The sequence below is a fragment of the Acetobacter oeni genome (assembly GCF_011516825.1).
Lineage (GTDB): Bacteria > Pseudomonadota > Alphaproteobacteria > Acetobacterales > Acetobacteraceae > Acetobacter > Acetobacter oeni.
The window spans coordinates 39,134-65,890 of sequence record NZ_WOTA01000022.1; the positions used below are offsets into that span (position 1 = coordinate 39,134).

General features: G+C 58.0%; 24 protein-coding genes, 1 tRNA gene and 1 pseudogene. 9 read left to right on the forward strand and 17 right to left on the reverse strand.

Translation table 11 applies throughout. The annotated features are described in order from the left end of the window. Positions 1–749 precede the first annotated feature (749 nt). The gene (locus GOB90_RS13735; protein ID WP_242012035.1) at positions 750–2,249 is read left to right on the forward strand and encodes an aldehyde dehydrogenase family protein; all 1,500 of its coding nucleotides are present in this window, start codon (positions 750–752) and stop codon (positions 2,247–2,249) included. Then, positions 2,246–3,841 carry a GMC family oxidoreductase gene (locus tag GOB90_RS13740; RefSeq protein WP_146889745.1) on the forward strand — a complete coding sequence of 532 codons (1,596 nt, stop codon included), beginning with the start codon at positions 2,246–2,248 and terminating at the stop codon, positions 3,839–3,841. Before GOB90_RS13735 ends, GOB90_RS13740 begins: the two co-directional genes overlap by 4 nt. 43 nt (positions 3,842–3,884) lie before the next feature. On the opposite strand, the gene GOB90_RS13745 is transcribed toward GOB90_RS13740, so the two are convergent. From GOB90_RS13745 to GOB90_RS13775, 7 genes are all read right to left on the reverse strand, one after another. Further along, positions 3,885–4,415, reverse strand: a complete 531-nt coding sequence (locus tag GOB90_RS13745; RefSeq protein WP_242012036.1) for a c-type cytochrome — start codon at positions 4,413–4,415, stop codon at positions 3,885–3,887. Continuing rightward, on the reverse strand, positions 4,415–4,948 hold the full coding sequence (locus GOB90_RS13750) for a methylamine dehydrogenase light chain (protein WP_146889741.1): 534 nt from the start codon (positions 4,946–4,948) through the stop codon (positions 4,415–4,417). Before GOB90_RS13750 ends, GOB90_RS13745 begins: the two co-directional genes overlap by 1 nt. 39 nt (positions 4,949–4,987) lie before the next feature. Next, complete coding sequence (locus tag GOB90_RS13755; RefSeq protein ID WP_146889737.1) at positions 4,988–5,596, reverse strand: thioredoxin domain-containing protein; 609 nt, start codon at positions 5,594–5,596, stop codon at positions 4,988–4,990. Further along, positions 5,596–6,765, reverse strand: coding sequence for an amine dehydrogenase large subunit (locus GOB90_RS13760; RefSeq protein ID WP_173572099.1), 1,170 nt, complete (start codon positions 6,763–6,765; stop codon positions 5,596–5,598). The genes GOB90_RS13755 and GOB90_RS13760 overlap by 1 nt, the downstream gene beginning before the upstream one ends. 38 nt (positions 6,766–6,803) lie before the next feature. Next, positions 6,804–7,352, reverse strand: a complete 549-nt coding sequence (locus GOB90_RS13765; protein ID WP_146889731.1) for a thioredoxin domain-containing protein — start codon at positions 7,350–7,352, stop codon at positions 6,804–6,806. Continuing rightward, positions 7,352–7,873 carry a MauE/DoxX family redox-associated membrane protein gene (locus GOB90_RS13770; protein ID WP_173572100.1) on the reverse strand — a complete coding sequence of 174 codons (522 nt, stop codon included), beginning with the start codon at positions 7,871–7,873 and terminating at the stop codon, positions 7,352–7,354. The genes GOB90_RS13765 and GOB90_RS13770 overlap by 1 nt, the downstream gene beginning before the upstream one ends. 183 nt (positions 7,874–8,056) lie before the next feature. Next, positions 8,057–10,570 (reverse strand): TonB-dependent receptor, encoded by a 2,514-nt coding sequence (locus tag GOB90_RS13775; RefSeq protein WP_146889724.1) that lies wholly within the window; start codon positions 10,568–10,570, stop codon positions 8,057–8,059. A gap of 402 nt (positions 10,571–10,972) precedes the next feature. Between GOB90_RS13775 and GOB90_RS13780 the strand changes: the two are divergent. Then, positions 10,973–11,736: pseudogene (locus tag GOB90_RS13780) on the forward strand (IS5 family transposase). A gap of 9 nt (positions 11,737–11,745) precedes the next feature. On the opposite strand, the gene GOB90_RS13785 reads toward GOB90_RS13780, so the two are convergent. The 5 genes from GOB90_RS13785 to dapD all read right to left on the reverse strand — a co-directional run bounded on the left by GOB90_RS13785 (position 11,746) and on the right by dapD (position 16,742). Then, the gene (locus GOB90_RS13785) at positions 11,746–12,207 is read right to left on the reverse strand and encodes an adenylyltransferase/cytidyltransferase family protein (RefSeq protein ID WP_146889721.1); all 462 of its coding nucleotides are present in this window, start codon (positions 12,205–12,207) and stop codon (positions 11,746–11,748) included. 78 nt (positions 12,208–12,285) lie between these two features. Continuing rightward, positions 12,286–13,674, reverse strand: coding sequence for a hypothetical protein (locus GOB90_RS13790; protein WP_146889718.1), 1,389 nt, complete (start codon positions 13,672–13,674; stop codon positions 12,286–12,288). Positions 13,675–14,108: 434 nt separating this feature from the next. Beyond that, positions 14,109–14,744, reverse strand: a complete 636-nt coding sequence (locus GOB90_RS13795; RefSeq protein ID WP_146889714.1) for a hypothetical protein — start codon at positions 14,742–14,744, stop codon at positions 14,109–14,111. Then, entirely contained in the window at positions 14,741–15,883 is a 1,143-nt protein-coding gene (dapE, locus tag GOB90_RS13800; RefSeq protein WP_146889711.1) for a succinyl-diaminopimelate desuccinylase, read from the reverse strand. The genes GOB90_RS13795 and dapE overlap by 4 nt, the downstream gene beginning before the upstream one ends. Before the next feature lie 10 nt (positions 15,884–15,893). Then, positions 15,894–16,742, reverse strand: a complete 849-nt coding sequence (gene dapD / locus GOB90_RS13805; protein WP_146889708.1) for a 2,3,4,5-tetrahydropyridine-2,6-dicarboxylate N-succinyltransferase — start codon at positions 16,740–16,742, stop codon at positions 15,894–15,896. Between the two features lie 162 nt (positions 16,743–16,904). Here dapD and GOB90_RS13810 point away from each other — a divergent pair, with 162 nt between their 5' ends. Then, entirely contained in the window at positions 16,905–18,314 is a 1,410-nt protein-coding gene (locus tag GOB90_RS13810) for a sensor domain-containing diguanylate cyclase (RefSeq protein ID WP_173572101.1), read from the forward strand. Beyond that, entirely contained in the window at positions 18,311–19,354 is a 1,044-nt protein-coding gene (locus GOB90_RS13815) for a hypothetical protein (RefSeq protein ID WP_146889702.1), read from the forward strand. Before GOB90_RS13810 ends, GOB90_RS13815 begins: the two co-directional genes overlap by 4 nt. A 9-nt stretch (positions 19,355–19,363) precedes the next feature. Here GOB90_RS13815 and ruvX read toward each other — a convergent pair whose 3' ends face one another. Continuing rightward, positions 19,364–19,861 (reverse strand): Holliday junction resolvase RuvX, encoded by a 498-nt coding sequence (ruvX, locus tag GOB90_RS13820; protein WP_146889813.1) that lies wholly within the window; start codon positions 19,859–19,861, stop codon positions 19,364–19,366. A gap of 73 nt (positions 19,862–19,934) precedes the next feature. On the opposite strand from ruvX, the gene gatC reads away from it, so the two are divergent. The 3 genes from gatC to gatB are packed head-to-tail and all read left to right on the forward strand — an operon-like array spanning position 19,935 to position 23,163. Continuing rightward, complete coding sequence (gene gatC / locus GOB90_RS13825; RefSeq protein WP_146889699.1) at positions 19,935–20,225, forward strand: Asp-tRNA(Asn)/Glu-tRNA(Gln) amidotransferase subunit GatC; 291 nt, start codon at positions 19,935–19,937, stop codon at positions 20,223–20,225. Then, complete coding sequence (gatA, locus tag GOB90_RS13830) at positions 20,225–21,709, forward strand: Asp-tRNA(Asn)/Glu-tRNA(Gln) amidotransferase subunit GatA (RefSeq protein ID WP_146889695.1); 1,485 nt, start codon at positions 20,225–20,227, stop codon at positions 21,707–21,709. Before gatC ends, gatA begins: the two co-directional genes overlap by 1 nt. Next, complete coding sequence (gene gatB / locus GOB90_RS13835; protein ID WP_146889692.1) at positions 21,706–23,163, forward strand: Asp-tRNA(Asn)/Glu-tRNA(Gln) amidotransferase subunit GatB; 1,458 nt, start codon at positions 21,706–21,708, stop codon at positions 23,161–23,163. Before gatA ends, gatB begins: the two co-directional genes overlap by 4 nt. 256 nt (positions 23,164–23,419) lie before the next feature. Here the strand turns inward: gatB and proB are convergent, their stop codons facing one another. The 4 genes from proB to rplU form a co-directional block, all read right to left on the reverse strand. Then, entirely contained in the window at positions 23,420–24,544 is a 1,125-nt protein-coding gene (proB, locus tag GOB90_RS13840; RefSeq protein WP_146889689.1) for a glutamate 5-kinase, read from the reverse strand. Then, positions 24,541–25,578 (reverse strand): GTPase ObgE, encoded by a 1,038-nt coding sequence (gene obgE / locus GOB90_RS13845; protein WP_146889686.1) that lies wholly within the window; start codon positions 25,576–25,578, stop codon positions 24,541–24,543. Before obgE ends, proB begins: the two co-directional genes overlap by 4 nt. Positions 25,579–25,697: 119 nt before the next feature. Next, positions 25,698–25,967, reverse strand: a complete 270-nt coding sequence (gene rpmA / locus GOB90_RS13850; RefSeq protein WP_146889683.1) for a 50S ribosomal protein L27 — start codon at positions 25,965–25,967, stop codon at positions 25,698–25,700. 52 nt (positions 25,968–26,019) lie between these two features. Continuing rightward, positions 26,020–26,334, reverse strand: a complete 315-nt coding sequence (rplU, locus tag GOB90_RS13855; protein ID WP_146889810.1) for a 50S ribosomal protein L21 — start codon at positions 26,332–26,334, stop codon at positions 26,020–26,022. A gap of 232 nt (positions 26,335–26,566) precedes the next feature. Between rplU and GOB90_RS13860 the strand changes: the two genes are divergently transcribed. Next, positions 26,567–26,655, forward strand: a tRNA-Ser gene (locus GOB90_RS13860). Positions 26,656–26,757: the final 102 nt, after the last annotated feature.

Here is a 26,757-nt window from a genome sequence, read left to right on the forward strand (position 1 = left end):
ATTCCTGCTTTTTCTTATGCACTAACTGGTTACATACGATTCTTTTTAGTGGTGATCAAGCAGAAAGAAAAAGGAATTTCTAAACATTCGTTATTTTTTCCGGAGATGTGATCACAGAACAGTGTGCGGTCACCCGACCAGAACAACGCCCTCCTCCGGGGGTTCGATCTCTTCCCCACGGGACAGACCCGCCTCGCTGTGGCCGCCCTGATATGCCATCTGACTAAATTATCTCTTTGATATTATGACTTATTACGAAATAGAGCCTGACTGCCGGGCATCCCGGCAGCCGAGGCAACCGCGCACGATCACGAAAATGTGAGTTACTACGCTCGCAACAACTCCCTATGACAGACGTAACCAGATGGTGCGTCTGGAGATGTCGCTTAAAAAACCAGGTGCTGTCAGACAAAGACAAAAAAAGCACGGAATAAAAATACAAGGCATCGACTATGATCAGTTTTAGGAGTCCGCGGCAGATGGTGCCGGCTGGACAATACGGCCTTCTTTCTGCCGTCCGGCAGATCGCTCATATGACAGGCTCTCAGTCGTGCTTTTGGGGTCATGCCTGAACAGATGCGCCTGCAATCAGGTTCTTCATGTCCTGATCTCTGAAGAGACATCTGTTTTAATTCATTCCTAAATACAGATGCCCGCGAAACTTAGTCTGTTCGGGCCGTTTCCGTCATCTGTCCATGTATCCGCAACGTGCATCCCGCTATGCGCGTCGAAATCAAGGAGAGCTGTCAATGCCCGAGATGACACCCGGCACGGCATTACCTGAGACCCCACGCGAATTCGGTTTTTTTGTTGATGGCAAATGGCACAAAGGACAGGAGATGTTTGATCGACATTCTCCCGCTCACGATGTGCCGGTCACGCGAATCCCCCGCTGCACAACTGACGACCTCGACCTGGCCGTCAGAGCGGCACGACGCGCCTTCGATGACAGGCGCTGGTCCGGACTGTCAGGCGGGGCGCGCGCGGCTGTCCTGCTGCGTGCCGCCGAAGGCCTCCGCAGGCGCCGGGATGAAATAGCCCGGTGGGAAGTCCTCGAAAACGGCAAGCCCGTCGCGCAGGCCAGCGGAGAGATCGATCACTGTATCGCCTGTTTCGAAACGGCAGCCGGCGCCGCAAGGCTGCTGCACGGTGACAGCTTCAACAACCTCGGCGACGGCCTGTTCGGCATGACGCTGCGCGAACCGATCGGCGTTGTCGGCCTGATCACACCTTGGAATTTCCCCTTTCTCATTCTCTGTGAACGCGCGCCTTTCATCCTGGCGTCCGGCTGTACCCTGGTGGTCAAACCAGCCGAAGTGACAAGCGCAACAACTCTGATTCTTGCTGACATTCTCTCGGAAGCCGGCATACCGGCAGGCGTTTACAACGTCGTGACGGGAACAGGGCGCGAGATCGGGCAGGCGCTGACGGAACACGTGGGTATCGACATGCTCTCATTCACCGGATCGACCGCCGTCGGACGCTCCTGCGTGCATGCGTCGGCGAACAGCAATCTCAAAAAGCTAGGCCTTGAACTCGGCGGGAAAAATCCGATCATCGTGTTTGCGGACGCGGATCTTGAAGACGCAGCCGATGGCGCGGCCTTTGGTATCAGCTTCAACACGGGACAATGCTGTGTTTCATCGAGCCGCCTGATCGTCGAACGCCCGGTTGCTGAGGAATTCGAGCGAATCCTCGCCCGAAAAATGGAAAAAATCCGTGTTGGAGACCCGTTTGATCCGGAAACACAGATTGGCGCCATCACGACGGAAACCCAGAACAAAACCATTCTCGGATATATTGAAAAAGGCAAAGCCGAAGGCGCGAAAATCGTGACCGGTGGCGCGGCTCTGAAAACCGGACACGGACGCTTTATTCAGCCAACACTGTTCTCGGGTGTCACGCCTTCAATGTCCATTGCCCGTGACGAAATATTCGGCCCGGTTCTGTCATCTTTCCACTTCGACACACTGGAAGAAGCCATCGCGCTGGCCAACGATACCGTTTACGGACTTTCAGCTTCAGTCTGGTCAAAAAACATCGATCAGGCGCTGACAGTCACACGCCGCGTGCAGGCCGGCCGGTTCTGGGTCAACACCATCATGGCGGGCGGTCCGGAAACCCCGACAGGCGGCTTCAAACAATCCGGCTGGGGCCGCGAAACAGGATTGCTGGGCGTTGAGGAATACACTCAGGTGAAATCGGTCCACATCGAAACCGGCAAGCGCTCGCACTGGATCACGTCATGACGACGGGCTTCGATTACATCATCGTCGGCGGCGGTTCCGCCGGCTGCGTTCTGGCCGCCCATCTGTCCGAAAATCCGTCGGCCCGCGTGTGTCTGATCGAAGCCGGCGGGCGCGACACCAACCCCCTCATTCACATGCCGATCGGCTTCGCAAAGATGACGACCGGCCCGTTGACATGGGGTCTGACCACCGTACCGCAGAAACACGCCAACAACCGGCAGATTCCTTACGTCCAGGCGAAAGTTCTCGGTGGCGGATCGTCGATCAACGCAGAGGTCTTCACTCGCGGCCACCCTTCCGACTATGACCGCTGGGCCGAGGAAGGCGCTGAGGGCTGGGCCTTCAGGGATATCCAGAAATACATGCTGCAATCAGAAGGAAACACCCTTCTGTCCGGTGCATGGCACGGCACCGATGGTCCGCTGGGTGTCTCGAATCTTTCCTCCCCCAGCCCCGTCACGCAGGCCTTCGTGCAGAGCTGTCAGGAATCCGGAATCCCTTACAACGCTGATTTCAACGGCCCCGTTCGGGAAGGCGCCGGCATGTATCAGCTCACGGTCCGGAACAACCGCCGTTGCTCGACCGCCGTCGGCTATCTGCGCCCCGTCCTGAAACGCACCAATCTGCACGTCATCACAGGTGCGCAGGTCCTCCGGATCATCTTCAGCGGCTCCCGTGCCACCGGCGTGGAATATGCCGTTCACGGCGCCGTGAAAACTGTCAGCGCGGATCAGGAAATCATCATCACCTCCGGCGCCATCGGCACGCCAAAACTGCTGATGCTGTCCGGCATCGGCCCGGCCGCGCACCTGCGGGAACACAATATCCCCGTCATCCGGGATCTGCCCGGCGTCGGACAGAATCTGCAGGATCACTTCGGTGTCGATATCGTCGCTGAACTGAAAACCCACGACAGCTTCGACAAATACAATAAACTTCACTGGATGCTCTGGGCCGGCCTTCAATACGCCATGTTCAGATCTGGTCCCGTGGCATCAAACGTCGTCGAGGGCGGCGCCTTCTGGTACTCGGATAAAAAAGCACCGTGCCCCGATCTCCAGTTCCATTTCCTGGCCGGTGCAGGCGCGGAAGCCGGCGTCGCCTCGGTTCCCCGTGGCGTGTCGGGGGTAACGCTGAACAGCTATACCCTGCGCCCCAAATCACGGGGGTCTGTCACCCTGCAATCCTCCGATCCCCGCCAGGCTCCGCTGGTAGACCCGAATTTCCTGGCAGACCCGGAAGATCTCAGAATTTCCGCCGAAGGCGTTCGGATCAGCCTCGATATATTCAGGCGTCACTCACTGGCGAAATATATCAGGAAAATCAGTTTTTTTGATGATAACCCGCTGACACCGGCCAGCTTTGAAGACTACGCCCGGCAGCATGGCCGGACGTCCTATCACCCGACCTGCACCTGTAAGATGGGACGTGACAAAATGTCTGTCGTCGACCCGCAGCTTCGCATTCACGGCCTGGACGGAATACGGATCTGCGACAGTTCCGTCATGCCCTCGCTCATCGGATCAAACACGAACGCACCCACCATCATGATCGCGGAACGGGCTGCCGATCTCATCCGGGGAAATGCGTGAACATTGCTGAACGGGTGATGCAGAGCATCACCCGACAGCCCCTTCAGCGTCTGTTCGCCAGTACGTAGGGATCGTCCGCGGCAAAGGATGATACCTTCGCCGCCGCCGGACACGCCCTGACAACGCCAGCAACAGTCTTCTGGCGGTACGCCATGAAATTCCCCATCTGCAACGGCTCACGACGCAGCCGGTCCACCTCAGCCACAGTATAGGGTTTCGCCCCCGCCGGCGCGCTGCCCTCGCCCATATCAAACACCATGAAATTCATCAGCACTGTCAGCGACGATGACGACAGATGGGAAAAGGCAACATTCGGAAGCCGCACCAGATAATTGCGCCCCTCCGGCGTGCAGAGAAAATAACCGACCTGTGATTTCAAATCAGGCACCAGAGCCGGACTACTACGTCCCGCCTCCCCATGGCACCCGCCGCAATTCAGCAGATACGCCACCTTCGCTTCCGGCAGCCGCGTCATCCCGGATGGCCGCTCTTGTGCCACAGCCATCCGCCCCATACCAGCCACAAGCCCGACAACCGGGATCAGACGCAGGAGAAGCCGCGCCGTACACCGCATCAGTCAGCCGAACCGATCAGAGCCGCTGTCGAACAATGATAACGCTGCGATGCCGTGCCGAAACACCAGATGATATCGTTGCTGTTTTGTGGCCTGTATATCGGCAATTCGCGATCTGCCGTGTTGCAGTCACATGATTCCGGTGCCTGACACGTAGTACGCCCGCAGCAGTCACGATAGGCAATCACATAGGACTTGCCATCATCCGGATTCCGGCAGGTGCCGATCCAGGATACAGGTGAAGGCTGAGACCCCGGCGGACAGGAATGAATCCCGCCGCCACAGCAACCGCACAGCACGCCGTCAATCGCACAGTGCCGCCAGTAATCGCAGCGCAGCGGATCTTTCGTCTGCGCCTTCAGCTCAAACTCTGTCAGAGACGTCTCAGCCGCACGCGCCACCGGCAACAGGGGAAAAGCCTGCGCCACCGCAGCCGTCCCCATTGCCCCGAGCACGCTCCGCCGCGATGAGAATCGGGCCAGCCCCCGTGTCACGCGCTCACTGAACTGGTCAAACACTGAACGAGATGTCATCGACGATTCACCTTTCAGGAAATCCGGAAAACGGCGGCTCTACGCCACTGACCGGTGCGAATGTGTTGCGAGATAAGACTGAACCGAAGCAATATCGAGTTCGCCGGAGATCACGAGACTTTCAAGATGCTCCCGGCTATTGACGAGTCCGCTGGCAACAAGCCTGCTGTCAGCATCAAGAAAAAACGCATAAGGCAGCTTGTCCACACCAAGAACCCGCCCCGCGTCCGGGTCATTGATAAACGCCGATGGCGCCTGCCCGATCCGCGCCGCAAACCTCGTCTGCCGCCCTGCCTCCTCCTCACCGGCAAAGACCAGTTTCAGTCCTTCGACGCGCGCGACATCACGAGCCACAGGAATAAGTTTCCGACTGATCGGACAGGCATCGGCAACGAACATCAGCAGTAAAGGGTCGCCAAAATCACTCAGTGCGCGCATCTGCCCGTCGAGCGTCCGCACCGTCAGCGTCCCCAGCGACGCACCACGCGGCGGACCGCCCGCCGTCGTCAGCGCCCCCGCCGGTGCCACCCGCGCCGCAAATCCACGCAGCCGCTGCCGGATCAGAAAAAGCACATAGCCCATCCCGATCACACACAGATACAGCACCGCCTCGCTGACAAGCGCGGCATAAGGTGGCATCTCCATCATCACATGCCCGCCACAACACTCATCGGGCGAGCACCTGCCTCAAGTGAATGCAGAACCTTCCCGGTGACCGTATCAACCACAATCAGCTTCCCTGCATCATGATTGCTACCGGACACTGCATAAATCTGCGGTGATGCATCCTGGCTCACGGAAATGGCCCGTGCGACCTCGGGCAGATCGATCCGGTTCACCAGCTTATGAGCCTGCGTGTCAAAAACCCAGACCTGCTTCGCCGGATCTTTATGTGTCCAGTAATTTCCGACATGCATCAGAACATACAGCCGATGCTGCGCCGCATTAAACGCAAAAGGCTCGGACCCGCCGGGGCGCCACGTCATCTCCTGCACACCACGACCGGCCGGCTTCATCCCTGCCGCTTCCGTCAGCCCCCAGGAGGCAGCCGGTTGTGCATCAGGCCCCAGCTTCGTTTCAAAAACTTTCCCGTCATAAGTGATGAAATAGGCAATGCCGTTCTTCGTATCGGAAGGACTCTGCTCAAAAACCGGCGCTTCGTTGGCATCGAAGAAAGGATGCGAATGGGTAATCTTTGGCGTGCCGCCATCATACGCCACATTCGTCAGACTGCCATCGCCGCAGAGTGAGGAGAATCCTCCCTTCGCCCACGGAAATTCCAGGGCGCAACCCGGAATATCAATATCGGTTGCGACCTTTCCGCTGTGCAGATCTACAACCGATACCCGCGTCGTCGGCGTCATATCGAAAACATATGCCCAGTGTCCGTCATTGCTCAGACCGAGGCTCTGCTGCTTAAACACAGAGAGTGCACGGGCCGGAATCGCAATCTCCTTCGTCAGATCGAGCGTCCGCGCATCATAAGCCTGAAGGAAATCCTCCCGGTCCCCATGATCGCCGCGCGTCCACATGGTCGTCGCAACGTAATAGGTGTGCCGGTCTGACGACACTGCCAGGTTCGCCTCGAAATCCGCAGGCACCGTCCCGAGAATTTTGCCTTTGTCGCCATCATACAGCGTGTAGGCATTATTATCCGTGGCCACCAGCGTCCAGTGCGCACCCATGACCGGGAGCTTTTCGGTATATTCCGTCTCCGCCGTGACCTCTTCCGCCCGCGCGGCATACGATACCGCGCCGCTGGACAAAGCCGCGCAAACAGCCAGCAGACCGACTGTTTTTCTTGCAGGAACCCTCATAGACTCTGTCCTTTCCCGGAATTGGACCATGATTTTTCTCATGCGGCTTCCCGCAGAAGCGCCTCAAGATGCGCACTGTTGCTGACAAGCCCCCGCGCCGCCAGAACACCATGCTCGTCAACAACCGCCGCAAACGGCAGCCTGCTGACCTGAAGAACCAGCCCGAGTTCCGCCGCCACCGTCAGGGGTGCGCGCCCCCGGATCACTGTTTTCCCAAGCTCCGTCAGTTCAGGTCGCGATCCATCACCCACAAACACAAGATCGGCCGCTCCGCTCTCGCTGATCTGCAACGCGGACGGAATCACCCGCTTGCAGACCGGACAGTCCGGCGCCACGAAGAGCAGCAACTGCCTGTGCCCCGGAAGCAGCGCCTCGCCTACCGCAACCGACGGCCCGTCCACGCCTTCCAGCGCCATGCGCGGCATGGCCCGGCCAACCTCCAGCCCACTTTCCTGATCCGCAGGGTCCAGCGGCTGAAGCCTCTCATGCAGTACCCCGATCTGCCGAGCCATGCCGAGCAGCGCCACGGCAAAAACAATCAGGACCACAACCAGAATACACTGAGAGATCAGCAGAACCGTCAGCATCAGACCGTCTCCCCGACGAAGCCCGAATGACGCAGGTGCCTTACGGCAACAAACAGCAGCCAGCCCACAACACCGCCCGCCCGAACCACTGGCAGACCTCCCCCGGGAACGGCAACTCCTCCGACAACTGCCGCCAGCACGGCCAGATAAAGCGCACGTGCGAGAACAGCGCCCGAAACGCGCGTTACGCCCCCACCCACCGAGCACCCGCAGTCAAATTGCGTACGACCCCGCAAAACATTGATCCCGATGGCCAGAGCAAAAATCAGAAAGAGACCTACACTGGCCCATGCCGCAAAAGACAGCCCCAGCAGCAGCCCTGCTCCGAGAAGCATCTCGGCAATCGTCAGAGTCCAGGCCACGACGTCGTAACCCGCAAAAGAAGTCGAGCGCGGCAGAATACGGTAGGCGGCAATCGTGCCGAGCAGATCATTATGACTGAGCAGTTTTGACCCGCCGCTTATCAGCAGCAGCGTGCCCATACAGCCCATGGCCAGAGACGAAAAGGTGGGAAGCACCATTTCCGACACTGGAAACTGAGACCCGAAAGGCATACAGACCCTCACCCCGTCACTGACCCGACTTCAAAAAACCAGCATATTCACCGGAATATACTGCATCATTACGAATCTGAAATACCATGCATGGAACGCCGGTCCGGAGCAAGAGCCGGACATACGCTACCGCGAAACCATGACTGCCGGTCAGTAAGTGGCCTTGATTGTCCCGAAAAACTCCCGAACAGCCCCGCGTTCAATGGACTGCATATCACCCGCTGTCGGAAACCCGTTCTCGCCCATCATCGAGATGTATTTCGCATTGAACAGGTTATACACCATGAAACTGGCCTTCACCCCTTTCAGCGGACCCACATTGCCAAAATCATAGCTGGAACCAAGATTGGCCAGCCAGTAGGCCGGAACATGCGTGTCGTTCATCAGCGAATACGGGCGTTTGGAATAGTAATTCACATCCAGCCACGCTGAAGCGCCATGCCAGGAATAAGTCAGATTTGCCTTATACATGACGGACGGATACCCATCCAGTTTCTTGCCCTTCAGATTACCACAGCCTGCGGCAACGCTGGCATTCGCGTCCCAGCAGATCGGCACACTCGATCCGTAAACAAAGTGATTGTAGCTGACAGAATTGGTGATCGAGAGTCCCCGGACCGGATTCACCGTCATCACGGCATCCATGCCCCACTGGCTGGCCCGCTTCGCATTGATCAGCGTGGCGCCGACATCGCTGCCGCCAATGGCCGAAGAGCTGGCAGCCAGCAAGCGATTGTGATCATCGACATGATAGCCGTCGATACCCGCCGTTAAGAGACGGGACGAATATCTGTAACCCAGAACGTAATTGAACGTCCGCTCCGGCGTGGCATTTTTTTTCCACTGCCGAAACAGTGCTTTATCCTGCACCGACCACAGTGAGGGATTGGTCGAACTCGCATAGCTGTTTCCGGTAAAAGGCCGCATATTCTCCGAAAAATCAAAATACAGCTCATGTCCGCGTTTAAAGCGCCAGTCCAGATTGACTGCGGGCAGGAAGCCCGCTCCGGATGTCACAGACCCGTAAGCGCCACGCGAATTCAGACCGGAATAGTTGCCGGTCGGGTCCCATTGTGTATCGCCTCCTCCGGTCTGCTGCAGAATGGATTTGAACCCGTAAGTCGCGATCAGATTATCAAGAATCTGCCAGTGGTCCTGCAGATGATACTGAAACGTGTTGGTGTGGAAGGTATAAGCCCAGCCCGTCGCAAACGGTCCGCCATAGACATTATACGGCCCCGTCGTTTCCAGTGGTTTCCCCTCTCCCAACTGAGGCTCATTAAAATAATAGGTTCCGGAACTGTAATCGTTGTGTTCGAACCAGAGCCCGGTCGAGATTGTATGTCGTGCGATTTTATATTCCAGCGAGGAGGTCAGGCCCTCCCGCATCTCGCGGCTCATCCAGACCTGCTCGGAAATCGGCACCTGTCCGGAAACATAGTTCCCGTTATCCGACCCGTCCGCCGCACAGGTCCCGGGTGCGCTGGTTCCGGGCGAACATGTGCCCGGCGCACTGTATGTCGTATCTGAAATATCCCGGTGAGCATACAGCACCGTATTCCAGCGCAGCCTGCTGGTCAGCGCCATGTCAAAATTCAGGCCGCCGATGTAATCCTGTGTTGACTGCCCGGCATCATAAAGCTGCGTATAGTTGCCGCTGACAAGATTATTCCAGCTCGCAGGATAATTCCCCGCCGCATACTGAAAAGCGAGCGGATAATTCGGATAAAGCAGCTCTTGACGCCAGCCATTCGCCGAAAGCGATCCCAGTGACTTGTCAAGATACCCGAACACCTCTGCATTATTCCAGGTGAAAAACCCTGTGATCTTGCTGTCATTACCAACTGGCTGAAGAAACTTGGCACTGACCTGCTGCATGAAATCAGGTGAGCCACCATCATATTTTTTCTCATAAGAACGCGAATAAGCCGCATAAAAGCGCGTGCCGGTGCTGTTCAGCTCCCCGCTGTCCACCCGCACATAGGTACGCTTCATCGCATAACTGCCAAACCCCTGAGAAACCGTCGCCCCGGCTTTCTCTTTCGGATCGGATGTGAAGAACTGCATGGACCCGCCAAGATTGGTGTTCGATGGCAGGCTTAATGCACCGCCGCCCTGAGAAACACTGACCCGGGCAATATCATCCGGAATCCAGGCATTGGCGATATTCAGGCCATTCGTCGTCGCATAACTCTGATCATTCAGCGGCACACCATCCAGGGTCATTGCAAGCTGATTCTGGAAATAGCCGCGCATGTAAATGCTCGCGCCCCAGGTATCGATCCCCAGCGGGTCCGTCGAACTGTAACTGACACCCGGAAGCTGCCCGACTGCTTTTAGAATGTTCTGCCCAGGTACCTGCTGCGACATCTCCCGCAGACCGATGGTGTTTTCACTGTTGTGAGAAACCGTCCGGCGGACCTGGGTTACCTTAACGTCCTCAGAACCACCTGCGACACTTTTCGGCGTGTGCTTCACCGGCGCGGCGGCAGCCTTCGCCGGGTTCTGTTTCGCAGGAACTCCCGCGTGATGCCCGGTCCGATGCACGGAAGGCTTCTGTAATACCGCATCCGCTGCGTTCGCTTCTTCAAAAGGCAGCAGCGACACAAGCCCCGTCGAGCAGGTCAGCAGCAGGAAAAAACGATGAACGGAGCGTGGCTGCATAAGGACGGGTCTCTCCGGGATGAGTCATTACGTTATCGAACACGTATCCCGACCCTCTCAGAGAAGTAAATAATGAAACACATCTAAATTTCACGCGAACAACATACTCAGCCTGTCCCGGGCAAAAAACAGATCCGGAACTAGGAATATTCACCAATAAAATCAATACCCTGCAGTTTAACAAAGCGGCCCGGCCACCAGAACATCGGGAAGTGAACGCATCGCGTATGTTGCAATTTTGCAACAAGATCATTTCACTGCCGGAGTATAATCCGGACCGCCGCAGCAACGACGATCACCCGCACCTGCAAGCGGATGGCCAAAACTAGGCTCAGGACCTGTTAATTCATTGAATTGAGCAGCGCTTTGTGATTCACAGGCTTACCGATGGAGGGTGGGCTGGTGAGTGAGTTATTTTTGCTGTCCGAGCGCCAGATGGAGAGGGTTAAGCCGTTTTTCCCTCTGGCGCATGGTGTACCACGGGTGGATGACCGGCGTGTTCTGAGAGGGATCGTTTATGTGATCCGGAACGGTCTGCAGTGGAAAGATGCCCCGAAAACGTATGGTCCGCACAAGACACTCTACAACCGGTTCATTCGCCGGAGCCGCCTGGGCGTCTTCGACCGGATTTTTGTCGCGCTGACAGAACAGGCTGGCCGTTCAAAGCGCCTGATGATCGACGCGACACATCTCAAGGCACACCGGACAGCGGCCTCGCTGCTTAAAAAGGGGCTTTTCCCCGCCATATCGGACGGACAAAAGGTGGCCTGAATTCAAAACTGCATGCTGTATGCGATGGTCAGGGTCGTCCTGTCCGGCTCCACCTGACCGCAGGACAGGTCAGTGATTTCAAAGGAGCCGATGTTCTGCTGGCGGATCTCCCGGATGAAACAGAAGAAGTCATCGGAGACCGGAGATACGACAGTCATAAGATCAGACAGTCGCTTGCAGAACGAAACATCACCGCCTGCATTCCACCGAAGAAGAACAGAAAATCAAAACCGCCTTACGACTGGCATCTGTATAAAAAGCGCCACCTGATCGAAAACATGTTCGCAAAGCTGAAAGACTGGCGACGGATCGCAACCTGATATGACAGATGCGCTCACACCTTCATGGCCGCAATCCATATCGCCGCAAGCTTCATCTTCTATCTCAAAAAATGAGTCCTGAGCCTAAATAGCTATCGAACCGTTATTTAAACAATTTTCCATTTTGTCTGACGGAATGTTTTTAGAAAAATTATATATGCAGTTACGCAAGTCGGTACTCGATATACCTGACGTGCGCTTTAAATATACGACCTTCACAATATCCGAAAGAAAATCAAATTTATGAGTCCAGTCATCACCCATAACAAATATATCTGCTTTTGTCCGTAATATATCTTCGCGTTTCTGTTCCCAGCTGTCTTCAGGAAACACATCATCTACATATCGGCAGGCAAGGAGAATTTCCCGCCTCTGCTCATAAGAGTTAATAGATTTTTTGTCTTTAAGGAGATTAAACTTATCCGAGGAGCACCCCACGACAAGCCTTGTTCCCAATTCACGCGCTCTTCTGAGAAGGCGAACATGGCCAGGATGAAACAAATCAAATGTTCCATAGGTGATAACTGTAACATTTTTATCCGCCACCAGTCACTCCCCCTTGTTTTCAGTCAAATATTTCTGAATGGGAAAGCACTTTACCTGTTCATATATGAATTTTTTGTATCAGGAAAAACCATCCAGAAGAAGCTCATGAAGATTTTGAACAATCCTGCGCGATGCACCCGGAGAAGCCGGTATGAGCTGCCCGAATGCAGCCTCACGCGCACCTTTCTTCGGATCATCCCCCCGCACCAGGTAATCAATTGTCACTTTAAGAGCATCCGGCACGTTGCTTACCACATAGGCCGCGTCAGCTACCATCTTTCCGATCTGATTGAATGGTGCATGATGTCCGCTATCGAGAAAGATAATCGGCTTTTCCGGAAACATGAGATATTCGGCCAGAAAACTTATTCCTTCCGTTATCATCAGATCAGAGGCAGAAAATAATTCTCCATAATCGCCGTTATCGCTTTCAGCTGTATTCGGCAACGCAGCCCAGTCGCTTCGAAAAGCATCGAGCTCACTCTCCGTCATCATTCCACTACCGATAAGGTTAGTAAACAATGCCGGATGGGGACGCAAAACCATCTCTATGTCAGAATCCTCCCGTGCCCATTCAAGCATGGCCCGGTATGTCTGCCGGAACGTACCAAAACCCAGCCAGCCATCTCCGTTAATACTATGATGGGGTGCCCATATCAGTCTGGCCGGGCGGCGCGAGGCGGCTGCGCACCGGACAGGCCAGGACGGTGTATTTACGCAGTCCCGGAGGCGCTCAAGCTTAGGATGACCGGTAGCGACCATATTGTCGCTCCCCCGACGGGACCGCCGGCTCATCATCTCACGCGTAAGATCAGATTCACAGTAAATACGCGTACAGGCACGATGGAATTCCAGATCGGAATATGAATCCGGCGCGTTCCTGTCAGAAGTAAAGTGTTCAAGCAGATTAAACCCGTAATAAGGTATATAAATCAGATTCGAAAATGAGAGTGCTTGTGTAGAAAACTCATCAGGAATATCGTAATCCCATGGCGACTGACGAAAGATCGCGTCGGGGCCAATGGCTTTCAGGATGTCATTACTACCGGCATGGAAGCGGATGTGGGCAATCCCAGCCGCGTCAAGCGCCGCATGTGTCTCATCTTCGTGGCTGAAATGTCGTTCACCTGGAAAACGACGGGGAATACTCGCAACAATGACCTCAAAATCCGGATGACCGGCCATTTCATTGTGAACGTCCGCGATACTGTCCCAGGTCGCCATGTTATGAACCAGAAACATGACCTTAGCCGGGCGACGCGATCGTGAACTCCGGCTGGAAACCACATTCAGCGTCCCTTCCATTCCTTTCAGAGTCCTGATGATATCCTGAAGGTAAACCATTTCGACGGGAGGTTTCTCAACAAGAATATGCCACGCCTCACGTTCCGGCATTTCCTGAAAACAACCGAGGAAAATCATACAGCCGGTCGGTTGCAGACAACCAGCAAACTCCGTCGTGATCATGCCGTCTCTGTTAAGGAAACACAGATTCCCGTTCCTCAGTTCCCAGGATCGTTCGTTAAAACTATTTATACCAGAAATTTTCCCACCTTTATGAAGTCTTACATTTCCTTCAATAAGCTCTCCATTATACCGGTAAAAATAAAAATTTTTCTCTGTAAAACTCATATTCCATTCCTGATTATATAAAACTCTATATGATTCATATAATTTCATACGGAAAATACACTGCTTATCGCGGGTTTATTAAAAATAAATAAAATAACGTCACAAAAAATTACCAACATTATTTTTCCAACCGGATCTCTTCTCTCGGGTCTTTCTTTCCGCCCCGACACACGCCGATAAATACTACCCGCCAAAAACCAGAAGCCACCGCATAAAAAAAGGGTGCCTCCCGGCACCCTTTCCCCAACCCTGCAACACTTGCCCCTGTCTTACGTCGAAGAGGCGGCATGGCCCCCGAAATCCCCCAGCAGAATCTCCGAGAGAAACGGATGATGCGGTGGTAGCAGCGATGCCACACCGTAACAGGCCAGAATAAACAGCGCTGTCACCCCGTAGAGCAGAACCGCCCGCCAGCGACTGATCTCAAGACCGCAGCGGGCAATAAACATCCCAAGCCACAGATCATAAAGCTGCGAAGAAAACATGACCGCATGACCGAACCCCGGACGCTCCGCCAGGGACGGCAATGCCAGGGTCGAAATTGCCATCACAGCAACAAAGACAAAAACGGAAGTCCACTGGCTCCAGGCCGCCGCCGTCGCATAACGCAGCCAGCGGTCTTCCCTGTCCCATCGTCTGGTAAAAGCATAGGAAATGACCGGCAGCGCGAGAAAAGCACAGAGAGACAGCTCAACCCTGATCAGCCCGGCAATCGTGTCCTTCCCGAGCAGCGCCACGAAGAAACTGACGAGATTGAACGCCAGCCCCGGCGCCAGCGCCGCAAGAAACGCGTTCACCGTCCCCCGAAACCGGTTAATCCCCTCAGATCGCCCGGATGCCAGCAGAGCCATGCCCTGAATGACGGATTTAGGGTCCGGTCTGTCGTCTGATCTGCTGCCGCTCACGCCACCATTCTTTCTAGCAGGTCTTCATAAACCCGGGTCAGACACTCAAGATCGTCAACAGCCACATGCTCATCGATCTGATGCATGCTCGTACCGACCAGACCAAACTCCGCCACCGGGCAATATAATGCAATAAAACGGGCATCGGACGTCCCGCCTCCGGTATCCAGCCGTGGCTCCCGCCCGGTCGCAGTCCGAACCGCATCCGCCAGAGCCGCCACTTCTGGCCCCGGCTTCGTCAGAAAGGACTCGCCGCTGATATGCGCCTCGACCACAGTTCCGGGCGCATAACGCTGACAGATCGTCTCGATCCATCCACGCAGCGCCCCACCCGTATGAAGGTTGTTAAACCGGATATTCAGCGCCGCCGTCGCCCGGGCCGGAATCACATTGGTCGCCGGATTACCCACATCAATACCGGTAACCTGAAGACTCGACGGTTCAAACCACTCCGAACCTTCATCCAGCGGCTCCGCCGTCAGCGCCGAGAGAATCCGCAACAACCGATGAACCGGATTATCCGCCCGGTGCGGATACGCAACATGCCCCTGCCTGCCATGTACCGTCAGATGCACATTGATACTGCCCCGTCGTCCGATCTTGATGACTTCTCCCATCACCGCCGGGTTTGTCGGTTCGCCCACCACGCAAAAATCCGGAATTTCGTGATTGCGTCGCATCCACTCCAGCACTTTCTGCGTGCCAAAATGCGCCGGTCCTTCTTCATCCCCGGTAATCAGCAGACTGATCGACCCGCGAGGCTCCGGCCTGCGCGCCAGAAATGCGGAAACCGCCGCCACAAAGGCCGCGATCCCACCCTTCATGTCACACGCGCCCCGCCCGTAGAGTCGTCCGCCGGCGACATCTCCCGCATAAGGACCATGCGTCCAGTCGTCACTACCCGGCGGCACAACATCCGTGTGCCCAGCAAAGCAAAGATGCGGTCCCCCGGCACCTAAGCGCGCAAACAGATTCGGCGTCCGCTCATCTCCCTCACCAAAGGGCAGATGCGTCACCGTAAACCCCATCGCACTCAGCGTCTCACCCAGAGCAATCTGGGACCCGCCCGGATCAGGGGACACCGAAGGATGCCGAATCAGATCAGCGGCGAGATCAATGACATTGAGCGGAACGGACATCAGCTGAGTATCAGTCTCGAAGCAGATCGTTGATTGATGTCTTCGAACGGGTTCGCTCGTCAACCCGCTTCACAATCACGGCACATGCCAGAGAAGGATTGGGCTGCCCCTGCTCATTCACCGGCGTCTTCGGCGGCAGCGATCCCGGCACAACCACTGAATAAGCCGGCACCCGACCCACATGAATCTCGCCCGTCGCCCGGTCCACGATTTTCGTGGACGCCCCGAGGAACACGCCCATCGACAGAACAGCCCCCGTCTCAACAACCACACCCTCAGCGACTTCGGACCGCGCGCCGATAAAGCAGTTGTCCTCAATAATTACCGGCGCTGCCTGCAATGGCTCCAGCACGCCGCCAATTCCCACACCGCCACTGATATGGCAGTTCTTTCCGATCTGCGCACAGCTTCCGACCGTTGACCAGGTGTCGATCATTGTGCCGCTGTCCACACGGGCACCGACATTCACAAAGCTCGGCATCAGCACCACACCCGGCGCAATAAACGCCGAACGACGCACGACCGCGCCCGGAACCGTCCGGAAACCGGCCGAGGCGAACTGCGCAGCATCCCATCCGGCAAATTTCAGCGGAACCTTGTCGAAAGCCGGCGCACCCGCCGCGCCGGCCTCCATCACGGCGTTATCGAACAGCCTGAATGACAGCAACACCGCCTTTTTCAGCCATTCATGCACCCGCCACCCGGCCTCGGACGGCTCTGCAACACGCAGATGGCCTGAATCGAGCGCCTCCAGCGCGGTCTCAATGGCAGCGCGGTCTTCGCCGGATGTCGCGGGCGAAACAGACGCACGCGCCTCCCAGAGTGCTTCGATCCGGGACTGAAGTTTTTGTTCGCTCATCGTTTTCCACACTCAAAACCGGCTGCGTCACGCCACCCGACCGCTCTCAGCGGACTATCTCGTCGCAGCCGGACCATGCTGATCGTGTCCGCTCCTGTCAACGCAGAGGTTTTTAACGGAACAGAAACTATTCAAAGGTGAAATGCCCCGGACATGAACACAATGCCTCCTTCTTCTGTCCCGGATTCGTATCCACCCGAGAATGGTGGTGAACTCATGGACGCCCTCCTGGCCAGCCGCAAACGGTGGAAAAGCCTGACGCAGCTCGTCGCGGATCTCATCTTCGAAACCGACGAGGAGGGACTCTTCACCTTCTTTGAAGCCGGTTCCGCACTCGGCTGGGCCGATCACGAACTGATCGGCGAAAACAGCAAAAGACTGCTCCCCTTCGTGGACGCCGCGCCCGGCCCGAGCCCGTTTCTGACCCACACCGTCATGCGTGGTCGCCGCTGCTGGATCAAACGGGCTGACGGCACATTCAGCTGCCTGCTCATCTATGCGACCCCCCTGCAATCCCCATCCGGTCACCACGCCGGCGTAAGAGGGCTGGGGATCGATGTCTCCGGAGAGGCTCATGCCAACGCCGATCTTTCTGTCGCGCATCTGCACAGTCAAATCATCCGGCGCATCACCACGACAATGCGGTCCCGCGCCCTGTCCCGCCTCGGCATCCCGCCCGCCTTCGAAGAACTCGCTGCTCTCCTGGGAGCCGCCGGCGGCATCCTGATCTCCGAGCCCCCCAAAAGCGATACCGATTTCTGCGAAGATGACGAGAGCGATTTTGTCCACCGCATTGAGGGCACGGCCGCGTCCTTCGATGCGGAAATCGAGGCTCTGCTCCGCGAACCCGGGGACGACACAGTTTTTGAACCGCAGTTCCTGCAGCTTGACGGGCATGACGTCATCATCTGCCACAGCCGGGTGCGCTACAATACCCCGGCGGTAATGGCGCTCTGGCGGGACGGACTGGGCGTCTGGAGCCAGGACGACGCCAATCTTGCTGACGCCGCTCTCTCTACCTTCGCAACCGCGCTCGAAATGGGTGCCCTGAACCGCGCCCTGGCACGCAATGCCCGTTTCGATCCGCTGACCGGAATGCTGAACCGGAACGGCATGATCGCCGAAGTCGCACGGCGCCTGCCCCGCCTTGATCGCGAGCGCCTCTCAGGAACGCTCCTTGTCATCGGTCTCGACAGATTTTCGGAGATCAACACCAGATTCGGCTTCGAGGCGGGCGACAGCGCGCTTCAGCAGATCGCAACCTATCTGCGTGACGCCATCCGCCCGACCGATCTCGCTGGGCGTCTCGGCGGAGACATTTTCGGACTCTGGCTTGATGGCGCTGATCATTTCGTCGCCGCCGAACGCGCCGAAACCTTTTGCCAGCAGGGTGCGGCCATTTTCCTCTCCGAACCCGTCGCGCTGACATTCTCGGTCGGTCTTGCCGCACGCAACTGGGAAGCCGGAGAGGGGGCCGAATCCCTCATCGATCGCGCCAGCCTCGCTATGCGCAGTGTAAAACTCGCCGGAGGTGCACGCTGGCACACCTCCCTGGAAGAATCCTCACCATGACATCATCCATCGATCCGAAATTTTTTCAGATTCTCCCGACCCGCGCGCTTTCTTCTGGCCCCGCACAGAAAGCAGAACCGACCCGCGCGAAAAGCCGGAGCCTGAAAACATCGATTCCCGGCAAGGTCGCCTCTTCTGCCTGGGAGGTTCTGAAGGAGCGCATCCGCGCCCTGCGCCAGGATGCCAGCAACTCCCGGATCGATGCACTGTCCGCTTCCCTTCAGGGAACCATGGAACAGATGCTTGCCGAAAACTGGCAACGTGCCCAGCACGTCATCGCGGATGCCGCAGGGGACGCACTGGCTATCGCCATCATCGGCTCCCTGTCCGAGTCTCCCACCGTCGTTAGACATCTCATGACGGAAATCGACGACGCCACACTCAGCGATGAACTCCGTCGCCGGGAGGAAGGCGCCGAGATCTTCCAGGCTCCGGCCGCAACATCCTCACGGACCATGCTGGCAACACTGTCCAGTCAGAAAATCACACGGATCGAACCTGCTCTGGATGAAATAGAGCGCCAGCCCCGACACCAACCGACCCCGCTCGGCTACGACTGCACCGCAACTGTAAAAGCGCTCGTGCGGGAACGCTGCGCAAGCCTGGTTCCCCCCGTGCGCATGAAAATCGAAAAAGAACTCTCGTTCGAGCTCTCCGCGACCTCCGAAGTGACCTTCACGCCCCCGGCGGACCCGGTAACATTACCTAAAGCCTCCGACGACAATATCGAAGCCATGAAACACGCGCTCAGCGACAATGACGTCGATGCCGCAGTCGAGGCCCTGAGCCGACTGCCCGGCTGCACACCCGAACTGACCCGCGAAGCCATCAACGGACGAAACGCACGCGCCATCACTTCACTGGGCTGGAAGCTCGGCCTGCCGGCGTCGCTGACCTCCGCCGTCCAGATCCATCTCGCTCTTATCCCGCCAGCCCGCGCCATCCTTCCGCGGGAGGATGGCGATTACGCCCTCACACCGCGCGAAATGAACTGGCAACTGGACTTTCTGCGCGACAAATGCGCCGCCGTCGCTGCCTGACTCTTCGGATTACTCTTCCTCGCTGAACCAGGACGGCGAGGAAGACAACGCGAAGCGGTCCAGCGCACCCTGCAGCATGTAGGCTGCCGCCATCTTGTCCACCACATCCGCCCGCTTCTTCCGGGACAGATCGGCCTCGTCGATCAGCGCCCGGTTAACGGCGGACGAGGACAACCGTTCATCCCACATCGCCACCGGAACCCCCACCAGACCGGAGAGCGCCAGCGCCCAGTCCCGCGCCGCCTGCGCTGCCGGGCCGAACTGTCCGTCGAGAGACAGGGGCAGCCCCACCACCAGACCCGCAACGCCATGCTCCCGGATAATCGCGGATATTTTCCCCGCCATCACCGAAAGCTTCTCCCGCTTCAGAGTCCCGTAAGGAGATGCCACCATCCGCATGACATCAGAAAGAGCCAGTCCGACGCTCTTCGCGCCGGGATCGATTCCGAGCAATCGCTGACCCGGACCCAGGTCAGCCATCAGCTCCGCTATGTTGAACAGTGCCATGCCCTGAGGGTATGTTGCGCCGCCGGTGGCAACGCCAGCGCTTTTTTTCCTCTGACCAGAGAGATTCTGCTTCATGTCGCTCGATCCCGCGACCACGAGACGCATCGCCAGACTGGCCCGGATCGGGCTCGATGACCAGGAAACCGAAACCGTCCGCACACAGCTCGGCGGAATCCTCGGCTGGATCGAAATCCTTAACGAGGTTGATGTCGAAGGCGTGCCTCCCATGGTCGGCACCAGCATGAACACTGCCCTGACCCGGCGCCCTGACGCCGTGACCGACGGTAACTGTCAGGAAAAAGTGCTCTCCAACGCCCCCGACCGCGCCGGTCCTTTCTTTACCGTCCCGAAGGTGGTCGAGTGATGCTCACAGATCTGACAATCGCCCAGGCCGCCGCGGGGCTCCGCAAGCGTGACTTCTCCGCCACGGAGCTGACGAAAGCGCACATCAGCGCCATCGGCCAGCTCAACGGGCGTCTGAACGCCTACATCACCGTCACCGCCGATCAGGCCGAAACCGCCGCCACCCGGGCCGATAAAACCCTCGCCGCAGGCGACGCTCCGACGCTGACCGGCATCCCCCTCGGCATCAAGGACCTGTTCTGCACAAATGGCGTCCGAACCACCGCCGGCAGCCGCATCCTCAGCAACTTCGTCCCGCCTTATGAAAGCACCGTCACGGCAAACCTGCTGAAAAATGGTGCCGTCTTCCTCGGTAAAACCAATCTCGACGAATTCGCCATGGGCTCGGCCAACCTCACATCGGCCTTCGGTGAAGTTGAAAACCCCTGGCACCGCAGCAGCGACAGCACCGCTCTGGTCCCCGGCGGGTCGTCCGGTGGCTCCGCTGCCGCCGTCGCTGCCCATATCGCCATGGGCGCCACAGGTACCGATACCGGCGGCTCCATTCGCCAGCCCGCCGCCTATTGCGGTATCGTCGGCCTGAAACCAACCTACGGCCGGTGCAGCCGCTGGGGCACCATCGCTTTCGCAAGTTCCCTCGACCAGGCCGGTCCCATGACCCGCACCGTCGAAGACGCCGCCATCATGCTCCAGGCCATGGCCGGACACGACCCGAAAGACAGCACCAGCGCCAGTATCGCCGTGCCGGATTACCGCGCCGCCACAACCCGCAGCCTCAAAGGTTTGCGCGTCGGTATCCCCGCCGAATACCGGCCGGACGGCATGTCTGAAGAGCTGCTCGCCGTCTGGCAGAAAGGCATCGACATGCTCCGCGAAGCCGGATGCGAAATCGTCGACGTCTCCCTGCCACACACAAAATACGGCCTCGCAACGTACTACATCATCGCCCCGGCCGAGTGCTCCTCCAACCTCGCCCGCTACGACGGCATCCGCTTCGGCGTCCGTGCCGAAGGCGCCACCAGCCTCGATGACCTCTACGAAAAAAGCCGCCACAACGGCTTCGGCGAGGAAGTCCGCCGCCGTATCCTCGTCGGCACCTACGTGCTGTCCGCGGGCTATTACGACGCCTACTATCTGAAAGCGCAGAAAGTCCGCACCCTCATTCAGCGCGACTTCGCCACGGCTTTCGAAAAGGTGGATGTGCTGCTCACCCCGACAGCACCCACCGCCGCCTTCGGACATAACGAAAAACCCGATGACCCCGTGCAGATGTATCTCAACGACATCTTCACAGTCCCGGCCAGCATGGCCGGTCAGCCCGCCATGTCCGTCCCCGTCGCGCTCGACAGCCGGGGCCTGCCACTCGGCCTTCAGCTGATCGGTCGCCATTTCGACGAAGAAACCCTCATCGCCGCCGGCGCCGCGCTGGAAAAATCCGCCGCTTTCTCCGCCCGGCCCGATCTGCGCGCAGGAGCAGCCGCATGAGCTACACAATCGAAGGCAGCACCGGAACCTGGGAAATCGTCGTCGGACTCGAAGTCCACGCTCAGGTCATCAGCAAATCCAAACTGTTCTCCGGCGCCTCAACCGCGTTCGGCGGCGAACCCAATACCCAGGTCAGCCTCATCGACGCCGGCTTCCCCGGTATGCTGCCGGTCATCAACGGGGAATGCGTCGCCCAGGCCGTCCGCACAGGTCTCGGCCTGAAAGCCCGGATCAATCTGGAAAGCCGCTTCGACCGGAAAAATTACTTCTATGCCGATCTGCCGCAGGGCTATCAGATCAGCCAGTTCGCCCACCCCATCATCGGCGAGGGCAAAATCGAGATCGAACTCTCCGATGGCAGTACCCGCGAAATCGGCATCACCCGCCTGCATCTGGAACAGGATGCCGGCAAACTCCTGCACGACCAGGACCCGAAACTGTCCTTCATCGACCTCAACCGCGCCGGCGTGGCCCTGATGGAAATCGTCAGCGAACCCGATATCCGCACTCCCGAGGAGGCCGGCGCCTATCTGCGTAAACTGCGCCAGATCCTGCGCTATCTCGGCACCTGCGACGGCAACATGGACGAAGGCTCCATGCGCGCCGATGTCAACGTCTCCGTCCGCCGCAATGCCGGCGAACCGTTTCGCACCCGCTGCGAAATCAAGAACGTCAACTCCATCCGCTTCGTCACGCAGGCCATTGAAATCGAAGCTGCCCGGCAGGTCGAAATCTGGGAATCCGGCGGGAGCGTCGATCAGGAAACCCGCCTCTTCGATCCGGGTCGCGGTGAAACCCGCTCGCTCCGCTCCAAGGAAGACGCGCACGATTACCGCTATTTCCCCGACCCCGACCTGCTTCCGCTGGTCATCGAACAGAACTGGGTCGATCAGCTCAAAGCCGGCCTCCCGGAACTCCCCGACGAAAAGCGCGCCCGCTTTCAGAAGGAATACGGAATCACTGCCTACGACGCAGGTGTCCTCGTCGCCGAACAGGCCACTGCCGACTTCTACGAGAGCGTGGCGAAAAGCCGCGACGGCAAATCCGCCGCCGCCTGGATGACCGGAGATTTCTTCGCCGCCCTCAACCGCACCGGCAGGTCAATCGACGAAAGCCCTGTCGGAGCCGATAAACTCGGTGCCATGCTCGACCTTATTGCCGACAGCACCATCAACGGCAAAATCGCCAAGGACGTGCTGGAGACGATGTTCGAAACCGGCGAAACCCCGCTGGAAATCGTCGAGCGCAAAGGCCTCCGCCAGGTCACCGATACCGGTGCCATCGAAAAAGCCGCCGATGACGTCATTGCAAACAACGCCGACAAACTCGAACAGTATCGCGGCGGCAAGGACAAACTCTTCGGCTTCTTCGTCGGCCAAGTCATGAAAGCCACTCAGGGCAAAGCCAATCCTGCCATGGTCAACGAAATCCTGAAAAAGAAAATCCACGGCTGATAAAGCGCAAAGACGATAAAAACGTCTCTGCGCGACACAGGCCGGAAATCAGCAGACCCACCCTCTGTATGAGGTCCGGCGCAGCCCTCTGATCAAAATACGGCCTGCCTGCGCCTCGTCGCGACATGCAGGATTTTGAGCTGCTTTCTATAGAACGGACAGGGACGATTTACGCATCCACGCGGGTCAGAACCATTCGTGACCAGAGGCGTCTTCCCCCATCCCGGTCTGGAAAATAACCGTTGGAAATGCCCTTTCAGAGGAGCACCAGATCATCCCTATGGATCAGCTCATCCCGGCCATGCCAGCCAAGAATCACCTCGAACTCTTCCGAGCGCCGCCCGGCAATGCGTCGCGCCTCATCCGCCGCGTAGCCGCACAGACCTCGTCCCAGTTCCTGGCCATCCCGGCTGACAACCAGCACAAGATCCCCGCGCTCGAACTCACCTGTGACCCCTACGACGCCGACAGCCAGCAACGAGCCCCCCTGCGCCAGCGCCCGCTCCGCCCCCGCATCGACAGTGATCTCACCGGCAGCTGTCAGCCCTCCGGCAATCCAGCGCTTGCGAGCCGACCGGCTGTCCGCTCCGGGCAGGAACCATGTGCAGCGCGCTCCGTCACGCAGAGCCGCCAGCGGATGCTCCCGTTTCCCGAGCGCAATCGCCATCGCGCAACCCGATCCGGTCGCGATATGCGCCGCCACAAGCTTCGTCCGCATCCCACCCGAAGAATATCCTGGCGGCGGCGCTCCGCCCATAGCGTCGATCTCGGCTGTCAGCGTCTCCACTACGGGAATATGCGCCGCATCCGGGTCCGTGCGCGGATCGGCGGTATAAAGCCCGTCAATATCCGAAAGCAGAATCAACTGATCCGCATCGATCATCTGCGCGACACGCGCGGCAAGACGATCGTTATCGCCAAACCGGATCTCCGTCGTCGCCACGGTATCGTTTTCGTTGATGACGGGAACACACCCCAGTCCCAGCAACGTATCCAGTGTCGCACGAGCATTGAGATACCGCCGGCGATCCTCGGTATCGTCCGGTGTCAGCAGCAGTTGTGCCGCCGTCAGCCCGCGTTCCGACAACACCGCGCTCCATGCCTGTGCCAGCCGGATCTGCCCCACCGCCGCCGCCGCCTGTTTTTCCTCCAGCCGTAACGCCCTTTGGGGCAACCCCAGGGAATGCCGCGCCAGCGCAATCGCCCCGGAGGAGACCAGCACAACCTCAGTCCCGGCCGCCCGCAACGCGGCAATATCGTCGGCCACCCCGCCCAGCCAGACCTCACGCGGCGCCGCCCGCTCCGGATCAACCAGCAGCGCGCTGCCGATCTTCACCACCACCCGCCGGGCTGTGGCAAGACGCGGAGGCTGGTTCGTCATGCCTCGTCGTCAGCCTGCTGCGTTTCCGCCGCGCGCTCTGCCCGCGCCTCACTCACATACCTGAAAAGAGCCCGTAACACTTCTGTCACCCCTTGCCGGGCAACCGCGGAAATAACCATCACCGGAGTTCCGGATGCCTTCTCCAGCGCTCGCTTCCGCCCGGAAATCTGCTGTGGCGACATCGCATCCGCCTTATTGAGCACAATGATTTCCGGCTTATCCCCAAGGCCGCCACCATACTCCGCCAGCTCATGCCGAATCATCCGCCATGCTTCCACCACATCTCCGGCCGATCCATCGATCAGATGCAGCAACACCGCACATCGTTCGACATGCCCCAGAAACCGCGTTCCGAGTCCCGTGCCCTCATGCGCTCCCTCAATCAGTCCGGGGATATCCGCGATAACGAAATCCTCCGTCATCGAGAGCCGGACCACGCCAAGCTGGGGGTGTAGCGTCGTAAACGGATAATCCGCGATTTTGGGACGGGCTGCGGAGACGACAGACAGAAATGTTGATTTCCCCGCATTCGGCAGACCAACAAGCCCGACATCGGCAATCAGCTTCAGCCGCAGCCAGATCCAGTGTTCCTCTCCTGGCCACCCCTTGTCGGAGCGGCGGGGCGCTCTGTTCGTGCTGGTCTTGAAATGCGCATTCCCATGACCGCCATCGCCACCCCGGCAGAGCGTGATGCGCATTCCAGCCTTATCGAGATCAGCAAGCAGCGTCTCCCGATCATCATCCATGATCTGCGTACCGATCGGCACCTGAATTACCACAGCATCCGCAGCGGCTCCGGTCCGGTCAGACCCGGCTCCGTTGCCTCCTTTGCGGGCTCTGAAATGCTGCGTGTAGCGAAAGTCGATCAGCGTATTCAGGTTGGGGACCGCCTCGAAGATAATATCCCCACCCCTGCCGCCGTTGCCGCCGTCTGGTCCGCCGAACTCGATATATTTCTCACGGCGAAAGGCCGTAACGCCATCACCGCCATCACCCGAGCGCACATAAATCTTAGCCTGGTCGAGAAATTTCATCGTCGCTTTCCGGTATCCGCACAGACAAGGTTAAGCCGGGGATACAAAAAGGGGCCGATCCTGATGGACCGGCCCCTGATCTTATACTCTGAACGCGGAATGATTCCGCGCTGGGCCGCTTACTCGGCGGCAACTGGCAATGCGTCAACCGAGACGTGGACGCGATTGTCGCCACGGCGCTGGAAGCGGACGCTGCCATCGGACAGAGCGAACAGGGTGTGATCACGACCAACACCTACGTTTGCACCGGCCAGCATCTTCGTACCGCGCTGACGAACAATAATGTTACCTGCGATAACGGCTTCGCCGCCAAACTTTTTCACACCGAGACGGCGGCCGGCGCTATCGCGTCCATTGCGGGAAGAACCGCCTGCTTTTTTTTGTGCCATGAGATTTGCTCCTGGATTAACTGACTGTGATCAATCTCCCTGTCAGGAGAGATCAGGCAGCCTTGATCTCGCTGATGCGCAAAACGGTAACCGGCTGGCGGTGTCCATTCTTACGGCGGCTATTCTGACGACGACGCTTCTTGAAGATGATGATCTTCGGAAGCCGATCCTGCGCGACGACCGTAGCCGTTACAGTTGCGCCTGAAACAAGCGGATTACCGATAGTCGTCCCGGCCTCGCCGCCAACAGCGAGCACTTCCGCAAAGGTAACCGTCGAGCCGGCCTCACCTTCGAGCTTCTCGACCTTAAGCACTGAATTAGGCGTAACGCGATACTGTTTGCCGCCGGTGCGGATAACTGCGAACATTCTGTCTTTCCGATCTATTGATCCCTCGCGGCGCATCTGCACAGGCGAAAGATCCAGTCGCTTTTTCTCGTTGACCGCGCATACGGCCTGCTCCGCCTGTTGCCGACGGAGTGCGGCTTTTACGCGCCACACAATGCACCAGTCAACCAGAATCGGCGTTGAAGCGAAAAACTCTCTTGTGCTGGGACCCGACATTCCCTAAAAGCCGCTGCTGACACCGGCTGGTGTAGCCGGAGAGGTGCCAGAGTGGTCGATTGGGGCGGTCTCGAAAACCGTTGTGCCTTATGGGTACCGTGGGTTCGAATCCCACCTTCTCCGCCAGACCGCTGGAAATCCAATGAAATCAGCGACTTATAGCATGTTAACGTTACAGGTGCCGTGACTGTGCGTTACAGGTCTAACGTTACACCGTCCACCACTGAG